This is a genomic window from Mesorhizobium jarvisii (assembly GCF_003601985.1).
GTDB classification, from domain to species: domain Bacteria; phylum Pseudomonadota; class Alphaproteobacteria; order Rhizobiales; family Rhizobiaceae; genus Mesorhizobium; species Mesorhizobium jarvisii.
Window position 1 is genome coordinate 199,517 of the sequence record NZ_QZXA01000004.1, and the last position, 26,999, is coordinate 226,515.

Here is a 26,999-nt window from a genome sequence, read left to right on the forward strand (position 1 = left end):
CACCGCCGCCGACCGGCGGCAAGCCGCCGACCTTAGGCCAGGATGTCTTGTGCCGGAATGGTGCGCTGCACTGACGATGCGGATCAGCTCTGAAGCAGCCCGATGATGTCGCGCACCGTCTTCATCGTCGTTTCGGCGAGCACGCCGGCGCGTTCGCCGCCGTCCCTGAGCACCGCGTCGACATAGGCGCGGTCGCCTTCGATGCGGCGCATCTCGCCGGCGATCGGCGCCAGCTTCTCCACCGCAAGGTCGGCGAGTGCCGGCTTGAACACGGAAAACTGCTGGCCGCCGAATTCCTTCAGCACGTCGGCCTTCGACATCTCGGCCAGCCCGGCATAGATGCCGACAAGGTTTTCCGCTTCCGGCCGGCTTTCCAGCCCGTCGACTTCGCTCGGCAAAGCCTCTGGATCGGTCTTGGCCTTGCGGATCTTTTTCGAGATGGTGTCGGCATCGTCGGTCAGGTTGATGCGCGACAGGTCCGACGGATCCGACTTCGACATCTTCTTCGAACCGTCGCGCAGGCTCATGATGCGCGCCGCCGGGCCGCCGATCACCGGCTCGGTGATCGGGAAGAAGCCGTTCACCGTCTCCTCGCCGACCTGCATCTCGACGCCGACGCCAAGCCTGGCGATGCGGTCGGAAAAATCATTGTTGAATTTCTGGGCGATGTCGCGGGTCAGCTCGAGATGCTGCTTCTGGTCCTCGCCCACCGGCACATGCGTGGCGCGGTAGAGCAGGATGTCGGCAGCCATCAGCGAGGGATAGGCGAGCAGGCCCAGCGAGGCATTTTCGCGGTCCTTGCCGGCCTTGTCCTTGAACTGCGTCATCTTGTTCATCCAGCCGATGCGCGCGACGCAATTGAAGATCCAGGCGAGCTCGGCATGCTGCATCACCCGCGACTGGTTGAAGACGATGTGCTTCTTCGGGTCGATGCCCGAGGCAAGGAAGGCGGCGGTGATCGAGCGCGTCTGGTCTGCGAGGTCGTCATAAACGAGCTGCGCGGTCAGCGAATGCAGGTCGACGACGCAGTAGATGCAATCGGACGTTTCTTGCAGGGCGACGAATTTTTTGATGGCGCCGAGATAGTTGCCGAGATGCAGATTGCCGGTCGGCTGGACGCCGGAGAAGACGAGTGGCTTGAAGGCGGACATAGGTTTCCTCATGGCTTGTGGAGGGCCGTAAAAGCGTGATTCCAAAAAGTTGCAGACTTTTTGGAGCCGATCATGCGGCTGGAAACCGCACGCGGCGAAAGTCTTGCGACGGCGCGCTTATGGACGAAGGGTGAAAAACCGGCAAGAGCTATCAGCGGGTTGGACGGAACTTTGCCAGCAGCCGCGCGCCTTTTGCAACATTGCTTCGCCACCCCAACGGGGTCACCTCTATGTCGCCAACGCCGATGCCGTTGCGTGCCGCGGGTCTTTGCAATCTGGTGAGATGAAGCTCCAGGATCGTATGATCGTCCCTTCGCAGCGCCGTTTCAAACGTCGCTTGTGCGTTCCAGAGGTTGCCTTCTTGGCGCACGTTGCAAAGGCTTGCCACAGCCAGCTGGCCGTTTACGGACAATTTGAGCTTGGTCAGCGCCTCGCGTAGAGGGTGCCGGATGTCCAGGCGAATCCGCGCCTTGCCGGCATACTTGAACGGCACAAGCAGCTTTGGGCGCGGATTGCAGCCGACCCACAATACCCAGTCGCCGCCCGCTTGGAGTGGAAACCAATCGAGCGCTTTGGGCGAGTTGTCCTGCTTGATGACCTCACGCTGTCTGAGCTTGCGCAGATCCGGGCGGACGACGCCCTTGGCCATCGCATTCTGACTCGAAACCTGACCATTTTCATAGCGCCCGTAATCCGGATGCACGACCACCATGTAGGCGCCGGCGGCCTTCGCCTTGGCCAGCTCGGACGCCAGAAAGCCGTTATATCCCGGCCGGGCCATTCGCCGGACCATTCGCTCCTGCTCGTCCGAAGTGTGGCTCGTATAACTCAGGTAGCGGTGGCCGGCCGCGAATTTGTGGACGGTGATCCGCTGTGTCGAGACAAAATTCATCCCGGACCCTGCCGCCCGCAAAAGGAAATCCGCGTCAACGGGCGCTGTGATCTCTTTGGGATGGCGCCATTTCCCAACTCGATCGGCGACGTCGCGTCGGTGACCGAAACTGGAAGGCGGGAAGAAGTGCCTGAGAGCGGTGTCCGATTCGTCGAAGATGCCGGTCACCCACCGGAAATTGCTTGCCCTGGGGCCATGAAATATCGCGCCGCTCACGACAAAGTCCGGCTGCGGGCTGTGCCCGAAAAGATCTGCCAGTGCCTGGAGATGGTCCGGAGCCCAGATATCGTCATGACCGAGATAGGCAATATATCGCCCGCACGACATCTCTATGCCCGCATTGTTGGGGAAGGCTTGGCTGCCGCCGCGCTCGGGCAGGTTCAACCAGCGGATTTGCGGAGACGCGAGCGCCCGAACCACATCCGCGGTATCGTCAGTGCAGCAATCGCCTACCACCAACAGCTCGAAGTCCCGACAGGTCTGGCTCAGCACCGATTGGATCGACGGAAGAATATGCCTGCCGCGATTGTAGGTGGCCATGATGACGGAAAACGTGGTCATGTTATCCGAATTTGTAAGGGATGCCCGGATGATCGAAGGGGATTCGTGATTTGTCCGGATGCTTAGGATCGTAGACGGTTGTCGGCATGTTGATGAATGTCGCGGTGCTCCTGCCCCGATTCTGAATCCCGTGAACGACATAGGGCGGAATCGTCAGCAGGATCTTGTTTGCCGCGCCGACGTCGAGGACCTTCAGTTTTTCGTAGGTCGGACTATCCTCGCGCAGATCGTAGAGCACGACCCTCAGGTCGCCATTTGTATAGGCGAGCCGGTCGAACTGTCGCTTGTGATAGACCCACGCCCTGATCGATCCCGCCTCGGCCGATACCAGATAGACATGTGGCGGCGGGCTTATGGGCTCCACCAGTGCCGACATGAGGACCGTAAGCTCGCCACGCTTGTCGCCCCTTGTAACCAGCCGCTGCATTCGCACGCCCGCTATCGGATTTTCACTGGAAATGTCTTCCAGAAGCGGAACGTCGTCTTCCCAAGGCTGGTCATCAACAAAATCTTCGAGTGACAGCCTGTCCATCGAGCCCTCCAACGTTAGCGGCAAATGCAATCTAGGCTTGTCCTGCTGTCAGTCGGCGCCAAAGGCAATACACGAGGAGGCGATGGCGCCTCAGCGCTCGCATATCCACAGGGATTCTCGCATATCAACAGGGATTAAGGCGGTCGAACGGCATCCGGTAGTATCAAGAGTCCGGGGATCGTCAGCCGACAGGCGGCGATCCCTTACGCCCGATGTTTCTCCGGATCATGCCGAAATCGGCGCCGCCGGTGGCAAAGGCGGTGACGAAGTAGAGCAACGCCCCGCCGGCCACCAACGCCAGCAGCGTCGTCGCCTTGACGACCAGCGGCGAGCCGGGACCGAGCCTGACGGCCAGCCAGTGCTCGGCGAAATACAGCGCCACCGCCATCACCGCCGCCGACAGCACCAGCCGGGGAATGCGCTTCAGCAGCGGCACGTCGCGGCCCCAATGGCCGCGCCGGATCAAGACCGCAAGCAGCATCAGCGCGTTGACCCAGCCGGCCACGGCCGAGGCCACCGCAATGCCGGGTGCGCCCATCCTGGGAAACAGCGTCAGCGCGGTGGCGACGTTCACCGCCACCGAGATGGCGGCGAAGATCATCGGCGTGCGCGTGTCCTCGCGGGCGAAATAGCCCGGGGTGAAGGCCTTGATCAGCACGAAGGCCGGCAGGCCAAGGCCGAAGATCGCCAGGATCGCCGCCACGGTCGGGGTCGAATGGTTGGCGGCAAACGCGCCGCGCTCATAGACCAGCCGCACGATCGGCTCCGACATCACCCAGAGCGCCGCCGCCGCCGGCAAGGTCATGAACAGAGTGAACTCGACGGAGCGGTTCTGCAGATTGGCGGCCTCGATGAGATTGCCCGATTTCAGCGCCCGCGACAGTTCGGGCAACAGCACGATCGCCACCGCCACGCCGACGACACCGAGCGGCAGCTGATAGACGCGGTCGGCATAGGCGAGCGAGGACACCGCACTGTCCTGCGCCGACGCGATTGCCGTGCCGATCAACTGGTTGATCTGGGTGATGCCGCCGGTGATCGCCGCCGGCAGGGCCAGGATCAGCAGGCGCTTGACGTTCGGCGTCATCTTCGGCCGGCGGAAGCCGATCGAGATGCCGGCATTGCGCACCGCCACCCAGACGATGGCGAGCTGCACCAGCCCCGCCGCCAGCACGCCCCAGGACAGGCTGAAGCCTACGGCATGCGCATCCAGCCCGTGATACCAGGCATAGCCAAGTACGCTGATCAGGATGATGTTGAGGAAAGCGGGCGCGATCGCCGCCGCGAAATAGCGGCGCAGCGAATTCAGCATGCCGGCCATCATGGCCGCGAGCGACATGCAGATGAGATAGGGGAACATGATCGTCGCCAGCAGGACGGTCGTCTCGAATTTGCCCGGCGTGTCGGCAAAGCCCGGCGCCACCAGGTAGCGCACGATCAGCGGCATCGCCAGTTCCATGGCGATGGTCAGCGCCAGCAGCGCCGAGAACAGCACGCCGAACACTTCCTCGGAAAAACGCTTGGCGCCGTCGGTGCCGTGCGTTTCGATCTCCTTGGCAAACAGCGGCACGAAGGCGGCGTTGAACGCGCCTTCGGCAAACAGCCGGCGAAAGGTGTTGGGGAACTGGAAGGCGGCGTTGAAGGCGTCGGCCACCGGTCCGGTGCCGAGCGCTGCCGCCATCAGCATCTCGCGGCCGAAACCAAGCGCGCGGCTCATCAGCGTGCCGGAAGCGACCGTTGCGAATTTCTTGACGAGGCTCATGCTTTTGGGAACTGCCTGCGGAATTGGGACAAAGTGATGGAGGCTGTCACTCGGCCGCCGCCTTGGCCTTGCCGCCGCGTTCGGGCGCGATGCCTTCGAGCGCTGCCATCAGCCGGTTGCGGATGGTGGCGATGCGGGTCGGGTTGTCGATCTTCTGGCCGGTGAGGTCTGTCACATAGAAGGTGTCGATGACCTTTTCGCCGAAAGTGGTGATGTGCGCCGAGGCGATGTCGAGCGACAGGTCGGACAGCGTGCCGGTGATCTCAGACAGCAGGCCCGGGCGGTCGAGCCCCTCGACCTCGATGACCGAAAACCGGTTCGACAGCGCGTTGCGGATTTCGGCGCGAGGCGGGATCTTGAACACCTTGGCGCCGCGCTTTGGCTTGGTGCGCTTCTCGATCATCTCCGGCAGCCAGCTCTTGCCCGACAGCACGTCCTCGATCAGCCGGCCGACACGCTCGGCACGACGGCGTTCGTCCTCGTCACGGTCGAATTCCCTCGAAATCAGGATGGTGTCGAGCGCGCGGCCGTCGGCGGTGGTGAAGATCTGCGCGTCGACGATATTGCCGCCGGCGCCGACGCATGCCCCGGCAATGACCGACAGAAGGCGGGGGTGGTCCTGCGCCAGCACGGTGATTTCGGTCACCGCCTCGAACTGGTGGGTCTTGACCATGGTGGCGAGCTTCTTGCCGGCCGCGTCGGCCTCGCGGACGAATTCGGCGTGGCGCAGCTGATCCGGCAGGTCGACCGTGAGCAGATAATTCTCGTAATGCAGCCCGACATAGCGCTTGCGGTCCTTGTCGGACCAGTCCGCGAGTGCCTCGGCCAGGCGTTCGCGCGCCGCCACCGTGCGCTGGGCGCGCGACACTTCCGAGAAACCGCCGGTCAGGAGCAGTTCGGTCTCGTAGTAGAGCGTGCGCAGCAACTGGCCCTTCCAGCCGTTCCACACACCCGGCCCGACGCCCCTGATGTCGCAGACAGTGAGGATCAACAAGAGCTTCAGCCGCTCGACCGACTGCACGATCGAGGCGAAATCCTCGATGGTCTTACGGTCGTTGAGGTCGCGGGTCTGCGCCGTCATCGACATGACGAGATGGTTCTCGACCAGCCAGGCGACGGTTTCCGTGTCCGCCGCCGACATCCCCATATGCGGGCAGATGCGCCGTGCGATGCGGGCGCCTGCCTCGGAATGGTCCTCCGGCCTGCCCTTGGCGATGTCGTGCAGCAAGACGGCGACATAAAGCGCCTCGCGGCTCTTCTTCAGGCCGGGCATAAGCGAATGCGACAGCGGATGCACCTTTTCGCCATCGCCGCGCTCGATCTCGGCCAACACGCCGATGCAGCGGATCAGGTGCTCGTCGACCGTGTAGTGGTGGTACATCGAGAACTGCATCATGGCGACGATCTTGCCGAAATCGGGGATCAGCCTGCCCAGCAGCCCCGCCTCGTTCATGCGCCGCAGATTGAGTTCGGCATTGCGGTCGGAGGTCAATATGTCGAGGAACAGCCGGTTGGCCTCTTCGTCGCGCCGCAGCGATTTGTTGACCAGGCCGAGCGAGCGGGTGAGCAGCTTCAGCGCATCGGGGTGGAATTCCAGCCCGTGCTTGTCTGCGAACCAGAACAGCCTGAGCAGATTGACCGGATCGCGCTCGAACACCTGGTCGTCGGCGATGTTGATGCGGTGGTTGTCGACAATGAAATCGGACGTGCCGGCAAGCTTGCGCTTGCGGCGCTGGAAGGTGAGGAAGATGCGATTGAAGCCGGGAACGTGCTTGGCCTGTTCCTCCTCGAGCGCCGCGCAAAAGATGCGGGTCAGGTCGCCGACATCCTTGGCGACAAGGAAATAGTGTTTCATGAAGCGCTCGACCGCCGACAGGCCGGGATGGGTGGTGTAGCCGAGCCGCTCGGCGATCTCGCGCTGGATGTCGAAATGCAGCCGCTCTTCGGCCTTGCCGGTGAGGAAATGCATGTGGCAGCGCACCGCCCACAGGAAGTCCTCGGCCTTCTGGAACTCGCGGTACTCGGCCTCGGTGAAGACGCCCTTTTCGACCAGTTCCTCGCCGGTGCGCACCCGGTAGAAGTATTTGCCGATCCAGAACAGCGTCTGCAGGTCGCGCAGGCCGCCCTTGCCGTCCTTGACGTTGGGTTCGACCAGGTAGCGGCTTTCGCCGGCCTTGGCATGGCGCTCGTCGCGCTCGGCGAGCTTGGCCTGGACATATTCCGGGCCGGTCGTGCGCACCACCTCGTGGTCGAAGCGCAGCATCAACTCGTCATAGAGCTTGCGTTCGCCCCACAGGAAGCGCGCTTCCAGGATCGAGGTGCGGATGGTGATGTCGGTGCGCGACAGCCGCAGGCACTCGTCGATGTTGCGGGTGGCGTGGCCGACCTTTAGGCCGAGATCCCACAGCATGTAGAGCATGTATTCGACGGTCTGCTCGCCCCATGGTGTCTGCTTGTAGGGCAAGAGGAACAGAAGATCGATGTCGGATCCCGGCGCCAGCGTGCCGCGGCCATAGCCGCCGACCGCCACGACGGCCATGCGTTCGGCCGACGAACGGTTCTTCACGCGGTACACATGCGTCGCCGCGAAATCGTAAAGCGCCCGGATCAGCTCATCCATCAGATGCGACAATCGCTCGGCGCAGGCATTGCCGCCGCCATCCTCCTTCAGCATGGCCTCGGCAATCCTCCGGCCTTCGGCGAGCCGGGCCTTGAGAAGCTGCAGCACACCGGCGCGGGCGGCGGCTCCCGAACCGTCACCCGCCGTGGCCGTCGTCAGCGCGGTCATCTCGCGGCGCAAGGCTTCGCCGTCGATCAGTTCATCCAGCTTCAGGGAGATTTTCGCCATAGGTATCAGTCGGCCTTGCCATTTGGGCGGCGTCTATAGCGTGTTTTCGCGGCGCTGGGTATGGGGCCTTCTGGTGGCCCGGCAAGCGGGCTAGTCCGTTGCCTCGATCGGATCGATGGGAACGACGATCCGTTGCCGGAATCTGCAGAAATCGGCGATCCACCGTGCGGTTCGCCCGGCCTCTCTGCTGATTCTCACGGTCATCGGCTTCCTCTGCCTTGTCATAAGCCCGCTAGCGGTCCGCGCGGCATCGCGTTCGTGGTCAAGCAGGCTTGGCAGCCTTCCGTCGACGAATTGATCCTGTGCGCAGAGCGCCGGAACAAGTTGGTAGATGGTCTTGCCGGCCGACATGACGGGGTTGAAGATGAGATCATCGGTAGCAATGCTGACCTGCGCCGTTGCCTCCAGAAAGTCGCGCGCCGTCCGCCGCGAGAGCAGATAACCACCGGCCCCCGGATGGCCCTTGCGGAGCCGGGCCATGGAAAAACCATGTCCGGCAGAGGTCCTTCTCCTCTGGATCACGGTTGTGGAGAAGAATGTCTCGAGCTTCACGACATCGGCGTCCGCCGGCACCCAACTCGTATCGCCCAGCAACGCCCCGGCCCTACTGGAGAAGACCATGTCGTCCTCGAACACGGCGCCGTATGGGGCCTCATCCTGGGCAATGATCGTCCAGCAGGCTCGATGACTGTGCAGGCAGGCGATTTCGCTGCCGGAGAGCGGCCGGGTGGCGTGTATTGCGTGCTGCGGCTGCAGAATCAGGTCGGGATGTTCCTTGCCATCGACCCCCGCGACCCGTTCGAACCCAACGCCGATGCGGGCGAATTCCCTCGACATGTGGGCAAGCCGCTCGGGAGATCGATCGAGGTTGATGACCAGACGCTTCATTTTCACGAGATATTTTTTCAAAACCCTTGCTTCCAGCGAACCGGCGGGAACCGCCAAGCACCGCGGGAGCCTTCAAGCACAGGTGATGCTATGGTTTGTTGATCTTTCTCGGGTGGATATCATGCCGCAATGGCAGAGCCAACAGAGGACGTCGCGTGCCATTTGCTTCGACACGATGTAGCCACCTGGTACAGGGTGAGCGGCCAATGCCGGGCCAGAAACGAAAAAATCGGAACAGCCCTTGACCTTCCAGTTACTGGAAGCACTACCTCCGCGATCAGGCAGAGGCATAGAGGCATTTTGGAATGACGCACCCAGACCATGACCATCGCGGCGATCACCACGCACAAGGCGCGCACGGCAGTTGTTGCGCGCCGAAAGGCGCCGATACTGCAGCCGTTCTGCGCGATCCGGTCTGCGGCATGACCGTGGATCCAGCCGTCGGCAAGCCGACATCGGAGCATGGCGGTCGCCTCTACCATTTCTGCAGCGAGCGCTGCCGTTCGAAATTCCAGGCCGAGCCGGAACAATACCTCACGGCCACCGACCCCGTCTGTGGCATGAGCGTCGACCGTGCCACAGCCAGGCACTTCGTGCGCCATGAAGGCCAGGGCTTCTATTTCTGTTCCGCCGGCTGCAAGGCGAAATTCGAGGCGGCACCGCAGACTTATCTCGGCGACAGGCCGGCACCGCCGCCCGCGCCCAAGGGCACGCAGTACACCTGCCCGATGCATCCCGAAATCGTCCGCGACAAGCCCGGCTCCTGCCCGATCTGTGGCATGGCGCTTGAGCCGATGGGCGTGCCATCGGGCGATGAAGGGCCAAATCCCGAACTGGTCGATTTCACCAGGCGGTTCTGGGTCAGCGCAGTCCTGTCGATCCCGCTTCTGATCGTCGCGATGGCGCCAATGATTGGAGTGTCGTTCGAAAGCTGGGTCGATGATCGCACAAAGGTCTGGATAGAATTGCTCCTGGCAAGCCCGGTGGTGCTCTGGGCCGCTTTTCCCTTCTTCCACCGTGGCTGGGAGTCTGTCCTCAACCGCAGCCCCAACATGTGGACGCTGATTTCGCTAGGCGTCGGCGCGGCCTACATCTACAGCGTCGTCGCCACCCTGTTTCCGGACATCTTCCCGCATCAGTTCCGCGGCCATGGCGGCGCGGTGCCGGTCTATTTCGAGGCCGCCGCCGTTATTGTCGCGCTGGTTTTCCTCGGCCAGGTGCTGGAATTGCGTGCCCGCGAAAAGACCGGGTCGGCAATCCGCGCCTTGCTCGATCTGGCGCCGAAGACCGCGCGCCGTATGGCCGAAGACGGTTCCGAGGCCGATGTGCCGCTGGACAGCGTCAAGGCTGGCGATCGCCTGCGTATCCGGCCCGGTGATGCCGTGCCGGTCGACGGCACGGTGCTCGAAGGCCGCTCCTCCATCGACGAATCGATGATCACGGGCGAGCCGCTGCCGGTCGAAAAGGCCGAGGGCGACGCTCTCACCGGCGGCACGCTCAACAAACAAGGTTCGCTGATCATGCGTGCCGAACGGATCGGCGCAGAGACCACGCTGGCGCGCATCGTCGAACTCGTCGCCAAGGCACAGCGCTCGCGCGCGCCGATCCAGGGGCTGGCAGACCGCGTTTCCTTCTACTTTGTCCCGGCCGTCGTCCTTGTCGCCGTTGTGGCCTTCATCGCCTGGGCCGTCTTCGGCCCCGAGCCCAGCCTGATCTTCGCCATCGTCTCGGCGGTCTCGGTGCTGATCATCGCCTGTCCCTGTGCGCTTGGCCTCGCCACGCCGATGTCGATCATGACCGCCACCGGACGCGGGGCGCATGCTGGCGTGCTGATCAAGGAAGCCGCCGCGCTCGAACGCTTCGCCTCCGTCGACACGCTGATCGTCGACAAGACCGGCACGCTGACCGAGGGCAGACCGAAACTGACGGATGTCGTCGTGGCAACCGGCTTTTCCGAAGACGAATTGCTGGGGCTCGCCGCGAGCCTGGAGAAGGGCTCGGAACATCCGCTGGCCGAGGCCATCGTCGAGGGCGCCGCGGCGCGCGGTGCGACCGTCACCGACGCCGGCGATTTCGAGGCGGTTACCGGCAAGGGTGTTTCCGGCACGGTGTCGGGTAAGGCCGTCGCGCTCGGCAATGCCGCGATGATGGGCGATCTCGGCGTTGACGTTTCCGCCGTTTCGGCCGGCGCAGAAGCGCTGCAGGGCGATGGCAAGACGGCGATGTTCGTCGCTGTCGGCGGCAGACTGGCCGGCATCGTCGCCGTCGCCGATCCCATCAAGGCGACCACCGCCGAGGCGATCAAGGCGCTGCATGACAGCGGACTCAGGATCATCATGGCGACCGGCGACAATGAGCGCACGGCCAACGCAATCGCCAAAAGCCTCGGCATCGACGAGGTTCGCGCCGGCCTGTTGCCGGAACAGAAGGCAGCCCTGGTCGAGGAACTGCGCGGCAGGGGCGCCGGCGTCGCCATGGCCGGCGACGGCGTCAACGATGCGCCGGCCTTGGCCAGCGCCGATGTCGGCATCGCCATGGGCACCGGCGCCGATGTCGCGGTCGAAAGCGCCGGCATCACTTTGGTCAAGGGCGACCTCAACGGCATCGTGCGCGCTCGCACGCTGGCCCAGGCGACGATCGGCAACATCCGCCAGAACCTGTTCTTCGCCTTCCTCTACAATGTCCTTGGCGTGCCCGTCGCCGCAGGCGTGCTCTATCCGCTCACCGGCATGCTTTTGTCGCCGATGCTGGCGGCAGCGGCGATGAGCCTGTCTTCCGTCTCGGTCATCGCCAACGCATTGCGGCTGCGAACGTTGAAACTCTGATCCAAACCCCCAAATACGAAACTCAACCAACAGGAGACCATGAATGACCTTGGCCAAGAAACTCGTGCTTTTGCTGATGGCGGCGGGAATGCTGCTCGCCGTCTTCCTCGAAAGCGTTCCGGCGCAGAGCGAAGAGATGAAACACGACATGGCTGGCATGTCGATGGGTGCGCAAAGCCCTGCCACCGTTGGCTACAAGAAGGCGATGGACAAGATGCACAAGGACGTGATGGTCAAATACACCGGCAATGCCGATGTCGATTTCGTCCGCGGCATGATCCCGCACCACCAGGGCGCCATCGACATGGCCAAGGTCGAGCTTGCCAACGGTAAGGACCCGGAAATCCGCAAGCTCGCCGAAGGCGTCATCGCCGCGCAGGAAGCCGAGATCAAGCAGATGCAGGATTGGCTCGCCGCGCATCCAGTGAAGTGAGCCTTTCGCGACGGGGAGATTTGGGCGAGAACGCCTCTGGATTCTCTCGCCCGCCCTGTGATGCGATTCGGCCTCAAACGGAGCCTGCCATGCCATCCACCATCAGAACCACCACGCTGCCTTCTGGCGAAGCCATTCAAGTGCTCGGCCAGGGCACGTGGAAGATGGGTGAGGATTCGCGTCGCCGTGCCGATGAGGTCAACGCTCTCAAACTCGGCCTCGATCTTGGCCTCACGCTGATCGACACCGCCGAAATGTATGCCAGCGGCGGCGCCGAGGAAGTGGTGGCGCAAGCCATTGCCGGGCGCCGCGCCGAGGTCTTCGTGGTCTCGAAAGTTCTGCCATCGAACGCGTCGCGCGCTGGCGTGCAGCGCGCCTGCGAGAACAGCCTGAAGCGCCTGCGCACCGACCGCATCGATCTCTATCTCCTGCATTGGCCGGGCAGCGTGCCTTTGGCGGAGACGGTCGAAGCCTTCGAGGCCTTGAGGAGGGCCGGCAAGATCCGCCATTGGGGCGTCAGCAATTTCGACACCGAGGACATGGAGGACCTGGCCGGTTTGCCCGACGGTGGCAACGTCCAGACCAACCAGGTGCTTTACAATCTGGTCCGACGTGGCCCCGAATTCGATCTGGCGCCCTGGAGCCGCAAGCGCGGCATCCCTTTGATGGCCTATTCGCCGGTCGAGCAGGGCGCGCTGGCACGCAATACTGGGCTTGACGCCGTCGCCGCCCGCCACAATGCGACCGCGGCACAAATCGCGCTGGCCTGGGTGATGCATCAGGACGGCATCATCGCCATTCCAAAGGCCAGCAGCCAGGAACATGTCCGCCAGAATTTTGCGGCGCTCGACATAAAGCTCACAGCTGGGGATCTCGCCGATCTCGACCGTGCGTTCCCGCCACCGACGCGCAAGCGTGGGCTGGAGATGATCTAATTACTTCCCCGCCAGTCCCTTCAGCCGGTAAAGCGCTTCCAGCGCTTCCCTCGGCGTCATCTCGTCGGGGTTGATCTCGCCCAGCGCGGCGCCGAGCGCGTCGCTCTTCACCGGCTTCGGCGCCTCCCGCTTCATGGCCACGGAAAACAGCGGCAGGTCGTCGACCAGCCGGTTGGTCTTGCCGGAAACCTCGCCTTCCTCCAACTGGTGCAGCACCTGCTTGGCCCGGTCGACCACCGCTTCCGGCAGGCCGGCGAGCCGCGCCACCTGCACGCCATAGGAGCGGTCGGCGGCACCCTTGCCGACCTCGTGCAGGAAGACGACGTCGCCTTCCCATTCCTTGACCCGCATGGTGACGTTGTGGAGCCGCGCCAGCTTGCCGGCGAGCGAGGTCATTTCGTGGAAATGGGTGGCGAAGATCGCCCTGCAGCGGTTCTTCTCATGCAGGTATTCCACCGCCGCCCAGGCGATCGACAGGCCGTCGAAGGTGGCGGTGCCGCGGCCGATCTCGTCGAGGATCACCAGCGCCCGTTCGCCGGCCTGGTTGAGGATCGCCGCCGTCTCGACCATCTCGACCATGAAGGTCGAACGGCCGCGCGCCAGATCGTCCGAGGCGCCGACTCGCGAGAACAGCCGGTCGACGACGCCGATATGGGCCGATGTTGCCGGCACGAAGGAGCCGGTCTGGGCCAGGATGGCGATCAGCGCGTTCTGCCGCAGGAACGTCGATTTACCGCCCATGTTCGGGCCGGTCAGCAGCCAGATCGCGCCGTTCTTGGCGTTCCCCTCCGGCGACAGGTCGCAATCATTGGCGACGAACGGCCCGTCGCCGGAACGGCGCAAGGCCTGCTCGACAACCGGATGCCGGCCGCCGGAGATTTCGAAGGCCAGGCTGGAATCCACGACCGGCCGGCACCAGGCTTCGCTTTCCGAAAGCAGCGCCAGTGCCGCCGAGACATCGATCGCTGCCAGCGCATCGGCGCCGGCACGGATCTTTTCCGCCTCGCCGACGGCTTGCGCCGTCAGCGCATCGAACGCCGCCAGTTCGATGCTGAGCGCCCGGTCTGCCGCGTTGGCGATCTTGGTCTCGAGTTCGGCAAGCTCCGTCGTGGTGAAGCGCATGGCATTGGCCATGGTCTGGCGGTGGATGAAGCGCGCCTTGGCGCCATCGCTGCCGGTCATGATCGCATGATGGTTGGCGGTCACCTCGATGTAGTAACCCAGCACATTGTTGTGCCGAATCTTCAGCGAGCGGATGCCGGTCTCCTCGATCAGCGAGCGCTCCAGCCCGGCAATCACTTTTCGCGATTCGTCGCGCAGCGCCCGCATCTCGTCGAGTTCCGGGTGGTAACCGCCGCGCAGGAAGCCACCGTCGCGCTTGAGCAGCGGCAATTCCTCGCCGAGCGCCTGCGTCAGATGCTGGGCAAGCGCCTGCGGCAGCGCCTGGATGGCGGCCATCGCCTCAGCCAATTCCTGGGGCAGGGCGGTTGCGGCGAAGATCTCGACGATGGCGCCGGCCGCCTCGAAACCGGCGCGCAACGCGCCAAGGTCGCGCGGGCCGCCGCGGTTGAGCGCCAGCCGCGACAGCGCGCGCGGCATGTCGGCGACGCTTTTCAGGCTCGTCCGCACCGCCTGGCAAAGCCGGGTTTCGGAGCGGAAGAACGACACCGAATCCAGGCGCGCGCCAATCGCCGCCGGGTCGGTCAGCGGCGCCATCAACCGGTCGGCGAGCAGCCTTGCGCCGCCGCCGGTCACCGTGCGGTCGATCGCCTTGAACAGCGAGCCCTCGCGGCTGCCGGACAGCGTGCGTAAGAGTTCGAGATTGCCGCGCGTCGCCGGATCGATGAACAGGGTCGAGCCCTGCTCCTCGCGCTCCGGCCGCGACAAAGGCGGGCGCTCGGCTTTTTGCGTCTTCTCGACATAGGCGATGGCGCCCGAGATCGCCGACAGTTCGGCGCGCGAGAACGTGCCGAAACTGTCCGGTGTCGCCACCTCGAAGAAGCGGGCGATGCGGCCCGTGGCCGAGGCCGAATCGAACAGCGATGGCGGCTGCGGGTTGGCGACGCGGCCGAGCACGTCGAACACCGGCCTCAGTTCGGGATCGTGGAACACCGGCTCGGCGACGATCAGCTCGCGCGGATCGACACGGAAGATGTCGGCCAGCAGCCGGTCGGCGGTGGTCTCGGCAACACGGAAGGCGCCGGTCGAGATATCGATCCAGGCAATCGCGAAGGAATGGTCGCTGCCGCCCTTCACCCGGCCCAGCGCCATCAGGAAGCTCGATTCCGACGGCGCCAGCAATTTGTCCTCGGTGATGGTGCCCGGCGTCACCAGCCGCACCACGTCGCGGCGCACCACCGATTTGGAGCCGCGCTTCTTGGCTTCGGCCGGATCCTCGATCTGCTCGCAGACGGCGACGCGGAATCCCTGGCCGATCAGCTTCTGCAGATAATCGTCGGCCGCATGCACCGGCACGCCGCACATTGGGATATCGTGGCCCTGGTGCTTGCCGCGCTTGGTCAGGACGATGCCCAGCGCCCGGCTCGCCTTTTCGGCGTCGTCGAAGAACAGCTCGTAGAAATCGCCCATGCGGTAGAACAAGAGCGAATCCGGGTTCGCCGCCTTGATCTCGATAAACTGCTCCATCATCGGCGTGACGGCGGCCGTGCCGGGCGGCGGCGTCATCACCTCGGGGGCGTCGGGCTCATTCGCTAGGTGCATGTTCATGGCGCGGCACGCTAGCAGATGTGTTGGCCGGGTTTAATGCCGGAGCTTCGAAAAGCAGGGGAAGACCGAGGCGATCGTTTGCACGCAATTGTCCTTCGGCCTGCGATTCCCGCGCGCTGGCGGTTTACACGCGGCGGCGCGTGGTCTTAATTCGGACCGAAACAAAGCACCCGCTTCAAGGAGGTGCTGCACCGGCGAGGAAATCAAAAGCATCATGGCCAGGAAAACCGAGAACAACGGTCCGTCCGTCAGCGCGCAGGAAGCGCTCGAATTTCATGCGATGGGCCGGCCCGGCAAGCTGGAGATCGTCGCCACCAAGCCGATGACGACGCAGCGCGATCTGAGCCTCGCCTATTCGCCAGGCGTCGCCGTGCCGGTGCGCGCCATCGCCGAAGACCCCAGCCGCGCCTTCGACTATACGACGCGTGGCAACATGGTCGCCGTCATCTCCAACGGCACCGCCATCCTTGGCCTCGGCAATCTCGGCGCACTGGCCTCCAAGCCGGTGATGGAAGGCAAGGCGGTGCTGTTCAAGCGCTTCGCCGATGTCGATTCCATCGACCTCGAGGTCGACACCGAGGATGCCGACGAATTCATCAACTGCGTGCGCTTCCTCGGGCCCTCCTTCGGCGGCATCAACCTCGAGGATATCAAGGCGCCGGAGTGTTTCATCATCGAGCAGCGCCTGCGCGAGCTGATGGACATCCCGGTCTTCCACGACGACCAGCACGGCACCGCCATCATCTCGGCCGCCGGGCTGATCAACGCGCTGGAGATCACCGGCCGCGACATGAAGACCACCAGGCTGGTCTGCAACGGCGCGGGTGCCGCCGGCATCGCCTGCATCGAGCTGATGAAGGCGATGGGCTTCGCACCCGAAAACATCATCCTGTGCGACACCAAGGGGGTGGTCTTCCAGGGCCGCACCGAAGGCATGAACCAGTGGAAGTCGGCGCATGCGGTGAAAACCGAGGCACGCAGCCTTGCCGAGGCGCTCGACGGCGCAGACGTCTTCCTCGGCCTCTCGGCCAAGGGCGCGCTGACCACCGCCATGGTGCAATCGATGGCCAAGAACCCGATCATCTTCGCCATGGCCAATCCCGATCCGGAAATCACGCCGGAGGAAGTGGCCGAGATCCGCACCGACGCCATCATGGCGACGGGCCGTTCGGACTATCCGAACCAGGTCAACAACGTGCTCGGCTTCCCCTACATCTTCCGCGGCGCGCTGGATGTACGGGCGACCACCATCAATGACGACATGAAGATCGCCGCGGCCCGCGCGCTGGCCGAACTGGCGCGCCAGGACGTGCCCGACGACGTCGCTGCCGCCTATCAGGGCAACCGGCCGAAATTCGGGCCCAACTACATCATCCCGGTACCGTTCGACCCGCGGCTGATCTCCGCCATTCCGCTGGCGGTTGCCAAGGCAGCTATGGAGTCGGGCGTCGCCCGCAAGCCGATCCTCGACCTCGACCGCTATGCGCAGGAACTGTCGGCTCGCCGCGATCCGATCGCCTCGACCCTGCAGCGCATCTACGACCGCGTCCGCCGCCAACCCAAGCGCATCGTCTTCGCCGAGGGCGAGGAGGAGCAGGTGATGCGCGCCGCCGTCTCCTATGTGAACCAGCGCCTCGGCACCGCCATCCTGCTCGGCCGCGACGACGTCATCAAGGAAAACGCCAAGCACGCCGGCATCGACCTCAACAAGCAAGGCATCGAGATCATCAATGCAAGGCTGTCGCGCCGCAACGGCATCTACACCGACTATCTCTACGAGCGCATGCAGCGCAAAGGCTTCCTGTTCCGCGACTGCCAGCGCCTGATCAACAACGACCGCAACCATTTCGCCGCCTGCATGGTGGCGCTGGGCGACGCCGACGGCATCGTCACCGGCGTGACCCGCAACTATTCCACAGCACTCGACGACATCCGCCGCGTCATCGACGCCAAGCCCGGCCACCGCGTCATCGGCGTCTCGATCGTGCTGGCACGTGGCAAGACCGTGCTGGTCGCCGACACCGCCGTGCACGACATGCCGAATGCCGAGCAGATCGCCGACATCGCCGAGGAAGCGGCAGGCTTTGCCCGCCGCATGGGCTACGAGCCGAGGCTCGCCATGCTCGCCTATTCCACCTTCGGCCACCCGCAGGGTGAGCGCTCCGAACGCGTCCAGGAAGCCGTGCGCATCCTCGACAAGCGCCGCGTCGATTTCGAATATGACGGCGAAATGGCCGCCGACGTCGCGCTGAATGCCCGCGCCATGGCGCAATACCCATTCATCCGCCTCACCGGCCCGGCCAATGTGCTGATCATGCCAGCCTTCCACTCGGCCTCGATCTCGACCAAGATGCTGCAGGAACTCGGCGGCTCGACGGTCATCGGCCCGCTGCTGGTCGGCCTGAACAAGCCGGTGCAGATCGTCTCGCTGAACGCCAAGGACTCGGACATCGTCAACATGGCGGCGATCGCGGCGTACACGGCGGGGACTTGAAGGCCGGTCCGCGTCGAAGGCGGAAGCCAACGATCCGGCTCTTCGAACCCGGCGGCGCTCGAAACGCCGTCGGCTCCCCATAACAGATTGATAAGATTCACCTGATATACGGAAACTCTTGCCGCATGCCGTAACGGCATCCACGGCGCGCTCAGACCGCCAAATGGGGGTGCGGCCATGAAGCATGACGGAGTTTCCGTACCCACGGCCGGCCCGGGGGTCTACCACGACGAGCGGCTGGACGCCTTGCTCAGCATTACCGGCCGCATGGACGGTTATCTGTACCGCTGCCGCAACGACGCGTCCTACACCATGCTCTATATCAGCGACGGCATCTTCACCGTCAGCGGTTATCGGCCGAGCGATTTCATCCACAATGCGGTGCGCGACTATGTCTCGGCCATCCATCCGGATGACCTGCCATCGGTCTATGCCGCCGTCGACGCCGCGCTCGAGGCGCGCTGCAACTGGAACGTCGACTACCGTATCGTGCCCAGGGTCGGCGAACCGCTCTGGGTCCGCGAGATCGGCGGCGGTGTCTGGGACAAAGCCGGCGAACTCGAATTCCTGGAGGGCTTCGTCGTCGACATCAGCGACCGCAAGGTCGTCGAGGACCTCAACGCCCAGCTGGTACTGGATCTGAAGACCGCCAACGAGGAACTCTCCGCGCAAAAGCGCGAGATCGAGGTGGCGAAGCAGCAGAGCGACCATTCGGCCAACCACGATGCCTTGACCGACCTGCCCAACCGGCGTGCGTTCCACAACGAGCTCAAATCGGTGGTCGCCCGCTGCGGCGCCACCGGCGAGGCGGCCGGGCTGCTGTTCATCGACCTCGACCGGTTCAAGGAAGTCAATGACACGCTCGGCCACGAGGCCGGCGATGCGCTGCTGCAGCGTGTGTCGAGCCAGCTTCGCTCGATCCTGCGCAGCGCAGATTTCGTCGCCCGGCTCGGCGGCGACGAGTTCGCCTTCCTGTTCTCGGCCGACACCGAGCTGGCACGGCAGAAGGCCGTGCGCGTCGCCGAACGCATCCTGGAAAGGTTGCGAATCAAGGTCCCCGCGCCCAATGGCGCCATCCAGGTCGGTTGCACCGTTGGCGTGGCGATGTATCCGGCGGAAGCCGGCGACTCCGAAGCGCTGATCGCGCTCGCCGACCGGCTGATGTACATCGGCAAAAAGAGCGGCCGAAACCGGCTCGTCACCGCGAGCGAAATGGCGCCACAACAGCCATCGCCCAGGCCTCGTCTTCGCAAGACGGCGTAGCTATCGCCGGCTTCAGCCCGGCGCGAACGCCCGTGCCGCTTCGACGACCTCCTCGATCTGGTCCTGCCGCAGCAGGTCGATCGGAACGCGGCCGTCGAGCTGTGCCGCCGGGCGCGTCAGCCACAGCCAGGCAAGTCTCGGATTGCCTATCAGCGACTGCACGTTGCTTATGCCGGCGACCGGCCTGCCGTCGACGAACTGCGCCAGCGGGAAAACGTGCTTGCGGCCGCCCTTGCGCAAGGCGATGACGTCGCCGCGCCTCTGCCAGCGGTGCAGGGTCGAGCGGGCGATGCGCAGGTTTTCCTCCAGATAGGTCGAGCCGGCGACGCGGCCGGCCCAGTCCTCGATCAGCATCGATTCGAGGTCGTCGGACCGTGGCGGCGGGGCAAGCGTTTCATCGGCCGGCAACGCCCTCGGCATATCGGTGACGCCGGCTTCGCTGCGGCGCGCGGCTTCGGCCGCCAGCGCGCGCACGAATTTCGAGGCAAGGCCGGGAAGGTCGGCATGGATGGCGTCGATGGCGCGCTGGTGCTTTGGCGACAGCAAGGTGACGGCGGATGCTATGCTGCCGGCGATCTTGCCGACCGAGACCACGGTGGACTGGTTTATCGCTTCGTCATAATGGGCAAGCGCACGTTCGACGTCCTCCGCGACCATCTCCGCGAAGTCGTCCTGTCCAAGACCGGTTGTCTGAAATCTGCTCATGCACATGTCTTCCGGCCGCGTGCGCTCCTCCCTCAGCCGCGGCCGATTGCTGAATATCTACTGCGGAAAACGGAAATCATGGCGGCAACGGATCGCGCCGCCCGACAGCTTGCTGTCTTGCATCTTTTCAACATCCCATCTGACTGCGGGCGCCCCGAAATGTCAGTCACGGGACGCTCTCGATTTCGTGTAGGAGCGATATGTGACAACTGCGCGACGGTGAGAAGCGGTCCGCTTTTCCTTCTCCCCTTGTGGGAGAAGGTGGATTGGCGCGTAGCGCCAAGACGGATGAGGGGTGTTCCAGCGGAGTGAGACGTTGGCGTTCCCTGGAACACCCCTCATCCGTCGCCTGCGGCGACACCTTCTCCCACAAGGGGAGAAGGGAAAGGAGCTCTACAGCAACCCAGCCTGTTCCGCCTCGCGGCGCAGGTTCTGCCTTGGCCTTGGGCCGATCTGCTGGATCACCAGGCCGGCGGCCAGTGAGCCAAGGTCGCCGCAGGTCTTGAGGTCGCGGCCTTGCGTATAGCCATGCAGGAAGCCGGCGGCGTAGAGATCGCCGGCGCCCGTCGTGTCGACCAGTTCCCGGATCGCCGTCGCCTGGATCACCACGGTCTCGTCGCCGCGCACGATGACCGAGCCTTTTTCCGAGCGGGTGACGGCGGCTATTCTGCAGTCCTTGCGGATCTTGGCCAGCGCCTCGTCGAAGGACGATGTCTGGTAGAGCGACTTGATCTCGTGGCTGTTGGCAAAGACGATGTCGACCGTGCCCGAGCGCATCAGCTCGAGGAATTCGTCGCGGTAGCGGTCGACGCAGAACGAATCCGACAGCGTCATGGAGACTTCGCGGCCTGCCGCATGCGCCAGCCTGGCCGTCTGCCGGATCGCCTCCTTGGCGCGCGGCGGGTCCCACAGATAGCCTTCGAAATAGGTGACCTTGGCGCCCGATGCCTTGTCGGCCTCGACATCCTCCGGCCCAAGCTCGACGCAGGCGCCGAGATAGGTGTTCATCGAGCGTTCGCCGTCGGGTGTGACGAAGATCATCGAGCGCGCCGTCGGCGGCTCGCCCGTGAGCGGCTTGGTGTCGAAGGCGACGCCCTGCGCGCGGATGTCGTGGGCGTAGATTTCGCCCAGCCCATCATTGGAGACCTTGCCGAAGAAGGCGGCGCGGCCGCCGAAAGAGGCAACGCCGGCCGCCGTGTTGCCGGCGCTGCCGCCCGAGGCTTCGATCGCCGGACCCATGCGGCTGTAGAGCAGTTCCGCGCGGTGGGTGTCGATGAGGTTCATCGCGCCCTTGATGATGCCGTTGGTTTCGAGGAATGCCTCCTCGCACTGGGCGATGATGTCGACAATGGCATTGCCGATGCAAAGCACGTCATAATCCGGCATCAATGTCTCCGCCAAAAACCCGAGCCGGCTCCTTGCCACGCTGGCCGGGCGCGGGTTTAGCGATTCGCGGCGGCTTTGCCTAGGGCATGTTGCTATTCAGGTGATGCCGGCCTGACCTGAATTGCAACGAACCCTGGAGCGCGACACGCCAGGCGCTACGACAATTCGACCGTGGACGAAGCATTTCTTCGCGGCGTTGCCTACAAGTCAGCCCGATCGATCACATCGGAAGACGGCAGGCACATGTCCGCAAAGAACGACACGACAACCGACCTGGCATTGCTCGGTGTGCTGGCTGTGCTGTGGGGTGCTTCCTACACTTTCATCAAGATCGGCGTCGAAACCATCCCTCCGGTGACTTTCATCGCCGCCCGCACCTTGATCGCCGGCGGCATCCTGTTCGCCGTCATCCGTTGGCGCGGACTTGCGATGCCGCACGACCTGGCCATCTGGCGCCGCTTCGCCTTCCAGGCCTGCCTCAACAGCGTCATACCGTTCACGCTGATCGCCGCGGCCGAGCGCTCGGTCGATGCGGGCCTCGCCACCATCCTCAACGCGACCTCGCCGATCTTCACCTTCCTGCTGACGGCGCTCATCACCCGCCACGAGCCGGTCACGGTGCGCAAGCTGATCGGTGTCGGTGCCGGCATAGCCGGCATCTGCCTTATTGTCGGCACCGAGGCGCTGGGTGGTCTCGGCCACGAGCTGTGGGCGCAGGTCGCCATCGTCGTGGCGACGATCTGCTATGCCGGGGCCGCCATTTTCGGCCGCAGCTTCAAGGGTCTCGATCCGATGCTGCCGGCGGCAGGCTCGATGCTGTGCGGCGCGGTCATGCTGGTGCCGCTCAGCCTGGTGGTCGACCAGCCCTGGGCGCTCGCGCCATCGACGGCGTCGATCCTGGCCTTGCTCGGCCTGTCGGTGTTTTCGACCGCACTTGCCTTCGTCATCTATTTCCGCCTCATCCACACGCTGGGTTCCGTCGGCACCACGTCGCAGGCCTATCTGCGCGTGCCGATCGGCGTCGGCATCGGCGCCGTCTTCCTCGGCGAAAGCCTGGGGCCGACGGCGTGGCTCGGCATGGCTTTTGTCGTGGCCGGCGTCGCGGCCATGACCATTCCGGTCCGTAACCCGGCCTTCGCCCGTTAGACGCCCCGATTTACTTGTGCTCGCGGCCCGCGCTGCCTATCTCGGAAGCGTCCCGCCTTCCGGCGGTGTCCTGCGACCCGGGGGGTGAAACACGGTGATTTTCGACGCTGCCCGCATCGCGGTCTTCGAGCTGCTCTCGCCGCCGTTTCGTGCCGTGTTCATCAAGACGCTCGGCCTGACCGTGCTGGCGCTGGTCGCCTTGTGGTTCGGCCTGACCAGCCTTGTCGAGTGGCTGGCTTTACCATGGCTCCAGACCTTGTTGCCGGGCATACCGTCCTGGGCCGGCTGGCTTGGCGGCATCATCGCGGCCATCGCCCTTGCCTTCGGCATGGCACTGCTCGTCGCGCCGGTCACGGCGGTGATCGCCGGCTTGTTCCTCGACGATGTCGCCGAAGTGGTCGAGCGCACCGATTATCCCCGCGACCCGGTCGGGCGCGCCATGCCGGCGCTGCGGTCGCTGGTGCTGGCGATAAAGTTCTTCGGCGTCGTCATCCTCGGCAACATCGTGGCGCTCATGCTCCTGCTGGTGCCGGGTATCAACATCGCCGCCTTCTTCATCGTCAACGGCTATCTGCTCGGCCGCGAATTCTTCGAATTCGCCGCGATGCGCTTTCGCCCTGAGGATGAAGCCAGGGCCTTGCGCCGGCAGTATGCCGGCACGGTGTTTCTCGCCGGGCTGGTCATAGCGGCCTTCCTTGCCGTGCCGCTGCTCAATTTGCTGACGCCGCTCTTCGCCGCCGCCATGATGGTGCATCTGCACAAGGCGGTTTCGGCGCGGGAAAGCCGTCGCTGACCACGGTCGCCTTATGACGGCCGCCGTTTAATCCGGGGATTTGCCGAACAGCGCCTGCAATTTGCCGAACGGCATGGCGGCGCGGGTGAAGCCGAACGTGCCGTCCTGCTGGATTTCGCGCGTCGCCGTCTCCAGCATGCCATAGGCGAAATTGGTCAGCCACGGCCCGAGCGAAATGCGCTTCACTCCGGCCTTTGAGAGATCGGCGATGGTGAAGCCCGGTTTCGCCATGACGTTGACCGGCTTGCTGAGCGCCGAACACAACGTTCGCACCATCTCGACGTCGCCGATCCCAGGCGCATAGAGCACGTCGGCGCCGGCCTTCTCGAAGGCCTGCAGCCGCTTGATGGTGTCGTCGAGATCGGACTTGCCCCACAGAAAATTCTCGGCCCGCGCCGTGAAGACGAAATCGCGTCTTAAGGCCCGCGCCGCCTCCGCCGCCGCCGCGACGCGCTCGACCGCGTGGGAGAAATCATAGATCGGCCTGTCGGGATCGCCGGTGTGGTCCTCGATCGAGCAGCCGGCAAGGCCGGCGGCTTCCGCCGCGAAGATGGTTTCGGCGGCCCGCTCGGCGCTGTCGCCCTTGCCTTTCTCGAGATCGGCGGAGACCGGCAGGTCGGTGGCCGCCGTCACCTCGCGGCAGTGATGGATCATCTGCTCGAAGGTCACCGCGCCGTCCGGCAGGCCGCGCGAAAAGGCAAAGCCGGCGCTTGTCGTCGCCAGCGCCCTGAAACCGAAGGATCCGAGCAGCTTGGTCGTGCCCGGATCCCAGGGATTGGGCATGACGAAAGTCGAGGCATGCAGGTCACGAAAGATCTTGCCCTTGTCCATGAATGCTCCCCATCACAAGTGTTTGGGGGCGGATGCTATCGCGCCGTCTTCGGCCGGGCAAATAAATGCGCTTGGTTCAGAAGCGTTTCTCGTTCTCTGCTGCCAATTTCTCGAACGCGTCGGAATCCTTGACGTAGCGCGATGTCTTCTTGTCCCAATGATAGGTGACGGAAATGTCGTGCGACGACGCTTCGGGCGGCGCGTCATCGCAGCTTTCATCGCTTGGCACGGTGCTGTCGGTGACCGTCACCTTGACGGCGGCATAGGGCTGGCCGTCGGCGATGGTCTGGAAGGTCACATCCTGCTTGCGGCTGTAGGCGCAGAGCCTTTCGTCGAACGTGTAGATCATGTCGACCAGCTCGAATTTGTCGTCGCGGACCATGATCAGCGGCGTGATCACATAGCCCTGGCTCGAATTGAAATGCGTGCTCATGGTGATCAGCATGTCGTCGCCGGCGCCGATCGAGAGCTTGTTCGGCTCGCGAAAATAGGTGCTGCGGTCGACCGCGACATTGGCCGCATCGAGCAGTTTCGGCTTGGCCGTGACGTCGTAGAGCGCCAGCACAGCATAGCCCTCTGCACTGTCGGGAGAGTCGCCAAGGTCGAACAGCATCGCCAGTCGGTCCTGGCCGCCGGCCCTGATGGCAAGCACGGCGGCATTGGGGAAGCTGGATGTCTCTGGCGGCGAGCCGCCGCTATCCGGTCCCTCGATATGGCGCATCTCGATCGGCAATCCGCCCTTGTAGAAACCATTCCCGTCCGAGGCGAGGCTCGGGATGACCAATTTGGCCAGGTCGAGATAGGTGACATCGCTGCGGCCGGGCAGGGCGCTGCCGAGATCCGGGAAGCTGACGGTTTGCGCGCCGGCCGCGGTCCACAAGAGCGGCAGCAGCATCACGGCGAGGATGAAGCGGAAAAGGTTCGTTGGCATGAGCGCCCCCCAAGATCAGGCCACTCACGCTAGAGCAGTTCCAGGAAAAGTGTGAGCGGTTTTCCGCCTGGAATTGCGTCAAAACAAAGAGTTAGAGCGGTTCGCCGTTTCCATGAAACGGTGAAACGCTCTAGCACGGGTTCCAGCATCGTGCAGCCGTGCCGGAACCGGATCAGTGGATCGGCACCATCCCGGCCAGCTCGCGCATGTCGTCGAACAGGATGCCGCCGGCCTCGATCAGGCCATCTCGGTCGGAATAGGGGTCGCCATGATAGGAAAACACCCGCATGCCGGCGGCGATACCGGCCTGCGTCCCGGCGACGCTGTCCTCGATGACGATGCAGTCGACGGGCGCGAAGCCCATGGTCTTGGCCGCATGCAGGAACAGGTCGGGGAACGGCTTGCCGCGCCCGACCATGGTCGAGGAAAACATCGCATGTTCGAACAATGGCAACAGCCCGGTCTGGCCGAGCGTGATGTGCATCTTCGAAATCCTGGCCGAGGTGGCCACGCAATAGGGGATGCCGGCCGCGCGGACCGTCTCAATGAATTCCCGGACATAGGGGATCGCCTCGACGCCATGGGAAAACAGGTCCGGCAGGCCGGCATTCCAGCGCTCGACGAAATCGGCGCCAAGCCGGACCTCGGTCGCCGCCTCGATCTCTTTCTGCACCGAAGCCATGCTGCGGCCGGAGAAATTCTTGCGGCAATATTCGAAGCTTGTCGGATAGCCGGCAGCCGCCAACCATTCGGCGAGGCGTCGATTGGCGAGATTCTCCGTATCGACGAGGATGCCGTCGCAGTCGAAGATAACCAGCTTTGGTATTTGCATCAGGCGGTGCCGGTCGATCCGAACCCGCCCGCACCACGCGCCGTGCCGCCAGCCAGCGAACGCTCTTCGACGGCCACCTGCGTCACCGCGGCGAAAACGATCTGGGCGATGCGCATGCCGCGCGTCACGGCAAAATCCTCGTCGCCGAGGTTGATCAAAAGCACCTTCACCTCGCCGCGATAGTCGCTGTCGACCGTGCCGGGGGAGTTGAGCACGGTGAGGCCATGCTTGAAGGCAAGGCCGGAGCGCGGCCGCACCTGGCCTTCCATGCCTTCGGGAATCTCCAGGATCAGCCCGGTCGGCACCAAAGCCCGTTTTCCCGGCAGGATCAGCAGCGGCCGGTCGTCGGGTACCGCCGCGCGAAGATCCATGCCGGCGGCGCCGGTGCTTTCGTAGGCGGGGAGGGGAAGTCCTTCAGCATGCGGCAATCTGACGAAGCCGACGGTCGGACCGATGACGGAGGAGTTTTGGAGGGCTGCGCGCATAAAATCGATCCTATCGGCGCGATTGCCGATTCGGTCAATTCGCCCGCGCCGCTATCAACGGCTTTCTTTCAGGCATCACTGTGACCTGAGCACGCTTTAGCGCACTTCCATTGGAACAATTGTCGTCTCTTTGATCTCCTCCATGACGAAGGAGGCGGACACATCGGACAGCGCCACCTTGGCGATCAGCCGCTGGTAGAGCCGGTCATAAGCCTTAACGTCGGCAACACGGGCACGCAGGACATAGTCGAGGTCGCCGGACATGCGGTAGACGCCGGTGATCTCGGGAAGGCTGGTCACCGCCGCCCGAAACTTCTGCAACCAGTCGGGATCATGGTTGGACGTACGGACCAGGATGAACACCGAAAGGCCAAGCCCGAGCTTGTCGGCATCGACCAGCGCCACGCGGCCGGTGATGACGCCATCCTCCTCCAGCCGCTTGACGCGCCGCCAGCAGGCATTGCGCGACAACGCCACCCGTTCCGACAGCTGGTCGACCGACAACGTGCCGTCGCGTTGCAATTCGGCAAGCAGTTTTCGGTCTATTTCATCGATATCCAGCGCCATATTGGGATTTTT

The 26,999-nt window shown here is 64.1% G+C and carries 21 protein-coding genes; 7 read left to right on the plus strand and 14 right to left on the minus strand.

Annotation, left to right across the window (positions count from 1 at the left end; genetic code table 11):
* Positions 1-83: 83 nt before the first annotated feature.
* The 6 genes from trpS to D3242_RS12045 form a co-directional block, all read right to left on the minus strand.
* A complete protein-coding gene (gene trpS / locus D3242_RS12020) occupies positions 84-1,151 on the minus strand; it encodes a tryptophan--tRNA ligase (protein ID WP_019862890.1) in 1,068 nt (355 codons plus the stop codon).
* Positions 1,152-1,302: 151 nt separating this feature from the next.
* Entirely contained in the window at positions 1,303-2,604 is a 1,302-nt protein-coding gene (locus D3242_RS12025; RefSeq protein WP_064984493.1) for a glycosyltransferase family 2 protein, read from the minus strand.
* 1 nt (position 2,605) lies between these two features.
* Complete coding sequence (locus D3242_RS12030; protein ID WP_064984495.1) at positions 2,606-3,136, minus strand: dTDP-4-dehydrorhamnose 3,5-epimerase family protein; 531 nt, start codon at positions 3,134-3,136, stop codon at positions 2,606-2,608.
* A 181-nt stretch (positions 3,137-3,317) separates the two neighbouring features.
* Positions 3,318-4,898: a murein biosynthesis integral membrane protein MurJ gene (gene murJ, locus D3242_RS12035; protein ID WP_019862893.1), complete on the minus strand. Its 1,581-nt coding sequence runs from the start codon at positions 4,896-4,898 to the stop codon at positions 3,318-3,320.
* 46 nt (positions 4,899-4,944) lie between these two features.
* Positions 4,945-7,746 (minus strand): [protein-PII] uridylyltransferase, encoded by a 2,802-nt coding sequence (locus D3242_RS12040; RefSeq protein WP_064984496.1) that lies wholly within the window; start codon positions 7,744-7,746, stop codon positions 4,945-4,947.
* A 90-nt stretch (positions 7,747-7,836) separates the two neighbouring features.
* The gene (locus tag D3242_RS12045; RefSeq protein ID WP_064984498.1) at positions 7,837-8,634 is read right to left on the minus strand and encodes a glycosyltransferase family 25 protein; all 798 of its coding nucleotides are present in this window, start codon (positions 8,632-8,634) and stop codon (positions 7,837-7,839) included.
* A 305-nt stretch (positions 8,635-8,939) separates the two neighbouring features.
* Between D3242_RS12045 and D3242_RS12050 the strand changes: the two genes are divergently transcribed.
* The 3 genes from D3242_RS12050 to D3242_RS12060 all read left to right on the plus strand — a co-directional run bounded on the left by D3242_RS12050 (position 8,940) and on the right by D3242_RS12060 (position 12,827).
* Positions 8,940-11,459, plus strand: a complete 2,520-nt coding sequence (locus D3242_RS12050; protein ID WP_064984499.1) for a heavy metal translocating P-type ATPase — start codon at positions 8,940-8,942, stop codon at positions 11,457-11,459.
* A gap of 43 nt (positions 11,460-11,502) precedes the next feature.
* On the plus strand, positions 11,503-11,892 hold the full coding sequence (gene copM, locus D3242_RS12055; RefSeq protein WP_064984501.1) for a CopM family metallochaperone: 390 nt from the start codon (positions 11,503-11,505) through the stop codon (positions 11,890-11,892).
* An 89-nt stretch (positions 11,893-11,981) separates the two neighbouring features.
* Positions 11,982-12,827, plus strand: a complete 846-nt coding sequence (locus D3242_RS12060) for an aldo/keto reductase (protein ID WP_064984503.1) — start codon at positions 11,982-11,984, stop codon at positions 12,825-12,827.
* Here D3242_RS12060 and mutS read toward each other — a convergent pair whose 3' ends face one another.
* Positions 12,828-15,554 (minus strand): DNA mismatch repair protein MutS, encoded by a 2,727-nt coding sequence (gene mutS / locus D3242_RS12065; RefSeq protein WP_064984505.1) that lies wholly within the window; start codon positions 15,552-15,554, stop codon positions 12,828-12,830. It lies immediately after the preceding gene.
* 214 nt (positions 15,555-15,768) lie between these two features.
* Here mutS and D3242_RS12070 point away from each other — a divergent pair, with 214 nt between their 5' ends.
* On the plus strand, positions 15,769-18,048 hold the full coding sequence (locus D3242_RS12070; RefSeq protein WP_019862900.1) for an NADP-dependent malic enzyme: 2,280 nt from the start codon (positions 15,769-15,771) through the stop codon (positions 18,046-18,048).
* A gap of 177 nt (positions 18,049-18,225) precedes the next feature.
* Positions 18,226-19,311 (plus strand): sensor domain-containing diguanylate cyclase, encoded by a 1,086-nt coding sequence (locus D3242_RS12075; protein ID WP_064984507.1) that lies wholly within the window; start codon positions 18,226-18,228, stop codon positions 19,309-19,311.
* Between the two features lie 12 nt (positions 19,312-19,323).
* On the opposite strand, the gene D3242_RS12080 is transcribed toward D3242_RS12075, so the two are convergent.
* Both D3242_RS12080 and D3242_RS12090 read right to left on the minus strand, forming a co-directional pair.
* Positions 19,324-20,016: an antitoxin Xre/MbcA/ParS-like domain-containing protein gene (locus D3242_RS12080; protein WP_064984511.1), complete on the minus strand. Its 693-nt coding sequence runs from the start codon at positions 20,014-20,016 to the stop codon at positions 19,324-19,326.
* A gap of 393 nt (positions 20,017-20,409) precedes the next feature.
* The gene (locus D3242_RS12090) at positions 20,410-21,402 is read right to left on the minus strand and encodes an adenosine kinase (RefSeq protein WP_027047691.1); all 993 of its coding nucleotides are present in this window, start codon (positions 21,400-21,402) and stop codon (positions 20,410-20,412) included.
* Between the two features lie 243 nt (positions 21,403-21,645).
* On the opposite strand from D3242_RS12090, the gene D3242_RS12095 reads away from it, so the two are divergent.
* Together D3242_RS12095 and D3242_RS12100 are read left to right on the plus strand one after the other, a co-directional pair.
* Entirely contained in the window at positions 21,646-22,548 is a 903-nt protein-coding gene (locus D3242_RS12095) for a DMT family transporter (RefSeq protein WP_064984718.1), read from the plus strand.
* A 94-nt stretch (positions 22,549-22,642) separates the two neighbouring features.
* The gene (locus D3242_RS12100; RefSeq protein ID WP_064984513.1) at positions 22,643-23,341 is read left to right on the plus strand and encodes a sulfate transporter family protein; all 699 of its coding nucleotides are present in this window, start codon (positions 22,643-22,645) and stop codon (positions 23,339-23,341) included.
* Positions 23,342-23,368: 27 nt separating this feature from the next.
* On the opposite strand, the gene D3242_RS12105 is transcribed toward D3242_RS12100, so the two are convergent.
* From D3242_RS12105 to D3242_RS12125, 5 genes are all read right to left on the minus strand, one after another.
* Positions 23,369-24,172 carry an isocitrate lyase/PEP mutase family protein gene (locus tag D3242_RS12105; RefSeq protein ID WP_019862911.1) on the minus strand — a complete coding sequence of 268 codons (804 nt, stop codon included), beginning with the start codon at positions 24,170-24,172 and terminating at the stop codon, positions 23,369-23,371.
* Between the two features lie 76 nt (positions 24,173-24,248).
* On the minus strand, positions 24,249-25,103 hold the full coding sequence (locus tag D3242_RS12110) for a hypothetical protein (RefSeq protein ID WP_064984515.1): 855 nt from the start codon (positions 25,101-25,103) through the stop codon (positions 24,249-24,251).
* A 172-nt stretch (positions 25,104-25,275) separates the two neighbouring features.
* Positions 25,276-25,935: an HAD family hydrolase gene (locus tag D3242_RS12115; protein ID WP_019862913.1), complete on the minus strand. Its 660-nt coding sequence runs from the start codon at positions 25,933-25,935 to the stop codon at positions 25,276-25,278.
* Positions 25,935-26,420 (minus strand): dUTP diphosphatase, encoded by a 486-nt coding sequence (gene dut, locus D3242_RS12120; RefSeq protein ID WP_019862914.1) that lies wholly within the window; start codon positions 26,418-26,420, stop codon positions 25,935-25,937. The genes D3242_RS12115 and dut overlap by 1 nt, the downstream gene beginning before the upstream one ends.
* A 96-nt stretch (positions 26,421-26,516) precedes the next feature.
* Positions 26,517-26,987: an Lrp/AsnC family transcriptional regulator gene (locus D3242_RS12125; protein ID WP_038651846.1), complete on the minus strand. Its 471-nt coding sequence runs from the start codon at positions 26,985-26,987 to the stop codon at positions 26,517-26,519.
* Between the last annotated feature and the right edge of the window lie 12 nt (positions 26,988-26,999).